Below are 244 nucleotides of genomic sequence, written 5' to 3'. Positions count from 1 at the left end.
GCCATAGCCGCCGTTGGCCTGCGAATTCGTCAGGCACTCCGAACCAATGCCGAAGCCGTTGTACGGGTCCATGCCGTTGCCATTGAGCGCAATCCCGCCACCGCCGCCGCCGTTCTTGCCGTCGGCGAGCACGTCGTAGCGCGCGGTCACGCCCATGCGGCCCACGACCGGTGCGTTGAACTTGCGGTGCGCGAGCAGCGAGAGACCGTACCACTGTGCGTTGCCGCCGTTGAACGCGGCGCGT

Annotated in this window: 1 protein-coding gene; it reads right to left on the bottom strand. The window is 67.6% G+C overall.

What is annotated here, in order from left to right:
• Positions 1 to 244, bottom strand: a 244-nt coding sequence (locus tag U5775_RS39325) for a DUF3138 family protein (RefSeq protein WP_322063486.1), incomplete at both ends; no start/stop codon positions are given.

Origin of the sequence: Paraburkholderia sp. J63, assembly GCF_905220245.1 — a bacterium.
Taxonomy (GTDB): Bacteria; Pseudomonadota; Gammaproteobacteria; order Burkholderiales; family Burkholderiaceae; genus Paraburkholderia.
This window is presented reverse-complemented; position numbering and strand designations above follow the sequence as displayed.